The organism is Actinoplanes sp. ATCC 53533, assembly GCF_003947245.1.
Window position 1 is genome coordinate 1 of sequence record NZ_QHHV01000160.1, and the last position, 7,141, is coordinate 7,141.

Consider the following 7,141-nt stretch of genomic DNA (forward strand, 5'->3'; position numbering starts at 1 on the left):
GAGCTCACGCACCCGGGCCAGGCCACGCTCTTTCCCGCTGTCCCTGATCGGCTTGCCGGTGCCGTCGAGATATGTCGAGAGGAACTTCCCGCCGGCGAAAGTGCCGTCGCGGGTCAGCGAGACGTGCAGGATGCCGCCGTACTTCAGGATGCCGTCGTTGCTGAGCGTGTTTCCACCGCCGGCGAAGTTGCCCAGGCTGTACGCGATCAGCTTGCCCTTGTAGAACTGCATGCCGCGCAGCACGTGCGGGCCGTGCCCGACCACCACGTCCGCGCCCGCGTCGATGACCGTCTTGGAGAACTTGATCGGGTCACCCCTGTTCTCCCCGTAGAAGATCTCGGTGCCGGGCTTCACGTGGCTCATGCCGGAGCCCTCGGCGCCCATGTGCACCTGCACCACCACGATGTCGGCCTGCTGGGCGGCCTGCTGGATCACCTTGCGGGCGGCGGGGAGGTCGTTGAGGGGGTTCGCTCCCGCGTACGAGGAGAAGCCGACCACCGCGACCTTCATCCCCTTGACCTCGGCGACGGTGATCTGGCCCGCGGCGCCCGTGTGCTTGAGCCCGGCCTTCTCCAGGGCCGCGACCGTGTTCTTGTAGCCCTGGACCCCGAAGTCCTTGGCGTGGTTGTTCGCGGTGTTCATCAGCTGGAAGCCGGCGTCGACCAGATGCCCGGCGTACGACGGCGGTGAGCGGAACGCGAAGCAGTTGGCCGAGCCCGGGCCGCACTTGGAGGTGCCGGTGTCGCCGGTGAGCGGCTGCTCGAGGTTGCCCATCACCAGATCCGACTTCAGCCCGTCCCGGACCGAGTCGAAGAAGCCCTTGCCGTTGTTCGCCGGCAGCTTGTTCGGCGCGTTGCTCATCATGATGTCGCCGGTCGCCGAGAGCGTGACGGTGTCGCCGGTCGGCGCCGACTCCGTCTGCTGTGCCCCGCCGGGCGCGACCGGCGCGAACGAGGCACCCGAGGATGCGGCGGCGGGCGAATTCCAGACCGGCGCGACGGGGTCGGATCCCCGGCCGGCGAGCGCCACGCCGCCGAGACCGGCGCCCACGAGCACGGCGACTGCGAGGGTGATCGTCAGGACGGGGCGGCCGAACAGGCCGGGGCGGGGCGGCGGGGGGTGCGAATTCATCGATGGGGACGATACCGTCGGCCGGCAACCGCGGGCGACCCTCGAACGGCCGGTAATCGCTCACCGAGAGCGACGATTCTTGCGGCCTCCGGGCGATGACCGGTTACGCTGCGAGATCTGGATCGAGGGGCGCCGCCCGTTTACGGCCCGCGTGCGCCTAGACTGATCGTGCGCGGCGAAGCGCGTAGTCGGAGGTACAGCGATGGATGAGGTACTGGCTCGCAGCGGGATCTTCCAGGGCGTTGACCCGGAGGCTGCCGAGGCGCTCGCCAAGGAGATGGAGACGATCGAGTTCCGAAAGGGCGACATCGTCTTCAATGAGGGCGAGGCGGGTGACAGCCTTTACATCGTTCTCTCCGGAAAGATCAAGCTTGGTCGCCGAGCGGCGGACGGCCGGCAGAACCTGGTCTCGATCATGGGACCGTCGGACATGCTCGGTGAGCTGTCGCTGTTCGACCCCGGTCCGCGGACGGCCACGGCCACCGCGGTCACCGACACGCGCCTGGCGCGACTCAAGAAGTCGTCGCTGCGCCCGTGGTTGAACAACCGGCCGGAGATCGCCGAGCAGTTGCTGCGGGTGCTCGCCCGCAGGCTGCGCCGGACGAACGATGCACTCGCGGACCTGATCTTCACGGACGTGCCCGGCCGGGTGGCGAAGAACCTGCTGCAGATGGCAGGCCGCTTCGGCACTCGCGACGGTGGCGTGCTGCGGGTGACGCACGACCTCACCCAGGAGGAGTTGGCGCAGCTCGTCGGCGCCTCCCGGGAGACGGTCAACAAGGCACTCGCGGATTTCGCGTCCCGCGCCTGGCTGCGTCTCGACGGTAAGAGCGTCATCATCCTGGATCCGGAGAGGCTGGCCCGCCGCGCGCGGGTGTAGCCACCAGATCCACGAAGCACGATAGGGGCCGTCCTGATGGGCGGCCCCTTGAACGCGTGTCCGCCCACCTGATCGGGGGACAAAGCCGCCTCAGCAAGATCCGTGTCGCACCCGGTCGGCCGCTCGTTACGGAGGTGGTCGAGAGGCACTACACGGGCGAGAGGCGCGGGCTTTGAAGATGGGTGGCGGGCGGGGCTCCGCGCTAGGCCAGGGCCGTGCGGGCCGTGCAGAGGTGACTGCGTGACCGTGCTCGACACCGCGATCGACCCGCGCAACCCGGCCTACCTGCAGAGCCGCGGCGCGATGCTGGAGCGGCTGGCCGAGCTCGAGGTGGCGCTGGAGGCCGCCCGCGCGGGCGGCGGCGAGAAGTGGGTGACCCGGCACCACGCGCGCGGCAAGCTGCTGCCCCGCGAGCGCGTCGAGATGCTGCTCGACCAGGACAGCCCGTTCCTGGAGCTGTCCCCGGTCGCGGCCTGGGGCTCGGAGTTCCCGATCGGCGCCAGCGTGGTGACCGGCATCGGTGTGGTCGAGGGCGTCGAGTGCGTGGTCATCGCCAATGACCCCACGGTGGACGGCGGCGCGGTCAACCCGTACACGGTGGAGAAGATCCGGCGGGCCGCCCGGATCGCCTCGGTCAACCGCCTGCCGCTGGTGAATCTCGTGGAGTCGACCGGCGCGGCCGCCCCGGCAGGTCCGCCGCCGGGCGGGGCGATCGCCCGCGACCTGAGCCAGCTCACCGCCGACCGGGTGCCGACGGTCTGCGTGGTCTTCGGCGCGACGACCGGGGACGCCGCCTACCTGCCCGCCCTCTCCGACTACACGATCATGGTGCGCGGGCACGCCAAGATGCTCACGATCCATCCGCAGCCGGTCCGCGCGGCCGGGGCCAACGGCCGGCCCGCTCCCGAGGTGCGCAGCGCGCCCACGGTTCCCGCCGGGGTGACCGGCCCGGCGGACCAACTGGCCGAGGACGAACGCGACGGGCTGCGCCTGGCCCGCCAGTGCGTACGGCGGTTCAACTGGCGCAAGCGCGGCCCGGCGCCCCGCTACTACCCGCCCAACCCGCCGAAGTACGACGCCGAGGACCTGCTGAGCATGGCCGGCGCCGATGCGGCGACGGTCTTCGAGCCGCTCGAGGTGCTGGGCCGGATCCTGGACGGCAGCGACTTCGACGAGTTCAAGCCCACCCAGGGCACCGCGCTGGTCACCGGATGGGGTGAGCTGCACGGCTATCCGAGTCGGGGTGCTGGCCAATCTGGGCGGGGCGTTCTCGCCGGCCGAGACGCAGAAGGCCGTGCACTTCATCCAGCTCGCCAACGCGACGGCCACCTCGCTGCTGTTCGTGCAGTACACCGGCGCGCCGGCCGCCGAGGCCCACGAGGCCGCGGACGTGCGGCACGGCGCCCCGCTGGTGCACGCCGTCGCCAAGTCGACCGTGCCGCATCTGACCCTGATGATCGGCGCCCGGCCCGCCGAGGAGGCGGGCGGCATCTACGGCCGCGCCTACGAGCCGCGGTTCCTGTTCAGCTGGCCGGTGGAGCGGCCCGCGGAGGGCTCTCCCCCGCTCGGCAAGCTGCCCGACGACGGCGTCATCGATCCGCGCGACACCCGTACGGTGCTCGGCCTCTGCCTGTCCGCCGTGCACAGTGCGGCTGTCGAGGGCGCCGAGCACGGCGGCGTCTTCCGACCCTGAAGTCCCTGAAAGGTAGACCAGTGATCCGACGTCTTCTGGTGGCCAACCGCGGTGAGATCGCCCGCCGGGTCTTCGCCACCTGCCGCCTGGTCGGCATCGAGACGGTCGCCGTCTACTCCGATGCCGACGCCGATGCCCCGCACGTCACCGAGGCCGACTACGCCGTTCATCTGTCCGGCGGCACCGCGGAGTCGACGTACCTGCGGGGTGATCTCATCATCGCGGCGGCCAAGCGGGCGGGCGTGAACGCCATCCACCCGGGCGACGGCCGGCTGGCCGAGGACCCGGGGTTCGCCGCCGAGGTCGCCGACGCCGGGATGATCTGGGTGGGCCCGCCCGCCAAGACGCTGGGCACGGTGCAGAACAAGATCGAGACCAAGGCCATGGTGGCGGAGGCCGGGGTGCCGGTGCTGCCGACGCACACCGACCCGGCGCAGATCACCGACTTCCCCGTGCTCATCAAGCCGGCGAACGGCCACGGCGGTCTCGGGATGCGGGTGGTCCGCGACCCGGTCACGCTGGCCGAGACGATGGCCTCGACCCGGCAGGAGACCGGCGACGCGGTCTTCTGCGAGCCCTATGTGGAGAACGTCCGGCACATCGAGGTGCCGATCATCGCGGACGTGCACGGGGCCGTGGTGCCGTTCGGCGAGCGGGAGTGCTCGGTGCAGCGCCGGTACCAGAAGATCATCGAGGAGACGCCGTCCCCGGCGGTCGACCCCGCGCTGCGCGAGGAGCTGTGCCGGGCCGCGATCATCGCGGTCCGGGCGATCGGGTACGTGGGCGCCGGCGCGGTCGAGTTCCTGCTCGACGAGGACGGCGACTTCTGGTTCCTCGAACTGACGCCCACGCTGCAGGTGGAGCACGCGGTCACCGAGTGTGTGTCCGGTTACGACCTGGTCCGCCTGCAGCTGCTGGTGGCCGAGGGCGGCAGCCTGCCGATGCCCGGCCCGCCCCCGATCCGCGGGCACGCCATCGAGGTGCGCATCTGCGCCGAGGATCCCGCGTACGCCTGGTTGCCCGCCTCCGGCACGCTGCACCGCTTCGCCGTCCCCGACGTGGCCGGTTCGTTCCGTCCGCTGCCCCAGCCCGGCCTGCGCCTGGACGCCGGGGTGGTGGACGGCACCGTGGTCGGCGTGCACCACGACTCCACGCTGGCGAAGCTCGTGGCCTGGGCGCCCACCCGGCAGGAGGCCGCGCGGATGCTGGCGTCGGCGCTGACCCGTACCCAATTGCACGGCGTGGTCGCCAACCGGGACCTGCTGGTCCGGGTGCTGCGGCACCAGGCGTTCCGGATCGGCGACATGGACACCGGGTTCCTGGACCGGCATCCGGAGGTCTTCGCGCCGCTGCTGTCGTCCGTGGACGCCGTCCGCATCTCCTGCCTGGCCGCCGCCCTGGCCGGGGCCGCGGCCCGGCGGGCGGCCGCCCCGGTGTTGCAGTCGCTGCCGTCGGGCTGGCGCAACGTCCCGTCCGGCTCCCAGACCGCCGTCTACGACGGCCCGGCCGGCCCGGTGGAGGTCGGCTACCGGATGAACCGGCACGGCGAGCTGGCCGGCTGGTGGGTCCGCGCGGTGGACCCGGAGGAGCTGGATCTGGCCGGGCTCGGCCAGGCCCCGACGCTCGACGACCACCCGCCCACGGTCGTGGTGCACGCCGACGGCGGCCGGGTCGATCTCGACGTCAACGGCATCCGGCTGAGCCTCAAGGTGCACCGGGTCGGCGACATCTCCTACGTGGACAGCCCGGAGGGCTCGGTGACGCTGCGCGAGCTGTCCCGCTTCCCGCTGCCGTCCCCGGAGACCACCGAGGGCTCGCTGATCGCCCCGCTGCCGGGCGCGGTCCGCCGGGTGCTGGTGGTGCCGGGTCAGCGGGTCCGCGCCGGGGAGCTGCTGCTGACGCTGGAGGCGATGAAGCTGGAGCATCCGGTGCACGCACCGTCGGCGGGCGTGGTGGCGTCGCTGCCGGTGCAGCCGGGCGCGGAGGTCGACACCGGCGAACTGCTGGCCGTCCTCGATCCGGAGTAGCAGCTAGCCGCGGGCCAGCACCGGCCCGTGCAGCCGGTCCAGGCCCTGGCCGGCCAGGCAGCGGAAGGTCCGGTCGGCATTGGTCGGCGGCAGCACCGACAGCGCCCACTCGGTGCCGTCGGTGCGGGTCGTCAGCCGGCGGAAGGTGGTCGTGCTGCACACCTTCCGCACGATCGGGTCGGTGGTGACCGCGTCCCGGTCGCGGGGCTCCACACCGGAGGGCAGCAGACCGACCGCGAAGACCTCCCAGCTGTGCGGCCGGGCACACGAGACCTGGCGGGCGGTGGGGCCGCCGTCGGCCCGCCGGGTGTAGCACTCGAGCTGGTCGGGGCAGTGTGCGGTGGCAGCCCCGCAGCCGGGCAGCCGGGACAGCGCGACCGGCAGGGTGGAGGTGGCGGGCGAGGCCAACCGGGAGGCCAGCGTCCGCATCCTGGGTCCCTGCGAGGACGCCAGCCAGGCGCCGCCCACCGAGGCCACGAGCAGCAGGAACACGCCGAAGCCGCCGAACAGCCACCGGCGCTTGCCCCGCTTGCGGCCCTCGGTGTGCACGGTCGGGGTCTCGTCGGCCACGTCGCGGGTCGGTGACACGGGCGGGACCGGCCGCGGGTCCCGGGGCATCGGGCCCGGGCCCGGCGACTGGAATGTGGACGCGCGGTAGACCGTCGGCGGGGCCTGCTGGCCGCCGGGGCCGAGGTGCAGCCCGCCCAGCATCTCGCGCAACTGCTCCATGCTGGGCCGGGCGCGGGGATCGTTCGCCATGCCGTACCGGAGGATCTCGGTGAGCGCGCGCGGGACGGCCGGCAGGTCCGGGATGGGCTGGTTGAACAGGTCCATCAGGGTGATCAGGCTGGGGCTGCGGTCGGACTCCCAGCGCGGCGGCCGACCGCGCATCACCGCGTAGAGGGTGGCGCTGAGGGCGTAGACGTCGACCGCGCCGGACGGCTCGGCGTGCGAGAACATCTCGGGCGGGGCGTACGCCGGGGTGAGCACCTCGAGGGTGACCGACGAATCGCGCATCTCGCCCAGCACGGCCAGTCCGAAGTCGGCGAGCACGGCCGGGTTGAAGTGCGAGTACAGGATGTTGGCCGGCTTGACGTCGCGGTGCAGCACCCCGTTGGCGTGCGAGTGCACCAGCGCGTCGGCGATCTTCACGCCCAGGTCGCGGGTCTCGACGGCGGTCAGCGGGGAGACCCGCATCCGGTCGAGGTACGACCCGTCGCAAAGTTCCATGATCAGGTACGGGTGCTGGTCGACCGTCACTCCCACGTCGAAGAGGTCGACGACGTGCGGATGCGACGACATGCGGCCGGCCGCTTTCGCCTCACGCAGGAACCGGGCCTGGTCACGGGCGTTGTCCAGGGTCCTGTTCTCCACCTTGATGGCGACGTCACGGCCGACGGAGTCCTGGGT

Annotated in this window: 4 protein-coding genes and 1 pseudogene; 3 read left to right on the forward strand and 2 right to left on the reverse strand. The window is 72.0% G+C overall.

All coding sequences use genetic code 11. The features are described 5' to 3' along the window. Window positions 1-1,131, reverse strand: a 1,131-nt coding sequence (locus tag DMB66_RS41875) for a CapA family protein (protein ID WP_148112810.1), incomplete at its 3' end; no start/stop codon positions are given. A gap of 202 nt (window positions 1,132-1,333) precedes the next feature. Here DMB66_RS41875 and DMB66_RS41880 point away from each other — a divergent pair. The 3 genes and pseudogenes from DMB66_RS41880 (at window position 1,334) to DMB66_RS41890 (ending at window position 5,731) form a co-directional block, all read left to right on the forward strand. Further along, window positions 1,334-2,011 (forward strand): Crp/Fnr family transcriptional regulator, encoded by a 678-nt coding sequence (locus DMB66_RS41880; RefSeq protein ID WP_023562908.1) that lies wholly within the window; start codon window positions 1,334-1,336, stop codon window positions 2,009-2,011. Between the two features lie 240 nt (window positions 2,012-2,251). Beyond that, window positions 2,252-3,704, forward strand: a pseudogene (locus DMB66_RS41885) (carboxyl transferase domain-containing protein). Window positions 3,705-3,724: 20 nt separating this feature from the next. Next, window positions 3,725-5,731, forward strand: a complete 2,007-nt coding sequence (locus tag DMB66_RS41890; RefSeq protein ID WP_125809683.1) for a biotin carboxylase N-terminal domain-containing protein — start codon at window positions 3,725-3,727, stop codon at window positions 5,729-5,731. Window positions 5,732-5,734: 3 nt separating this feature from the next. Here DMB66_RS41890 and DMB66_RS41895 read toward each other — a convergent pair. After that, window positions 5,735-7,141, reverse strand: a 1,407-nt coding sequence (locus DMB66_RS41895) for a serine/threonine-protein kinase (RefSeq protein WP_148112811.1), incomplete at its 5' end; no start/stop codon positions are given.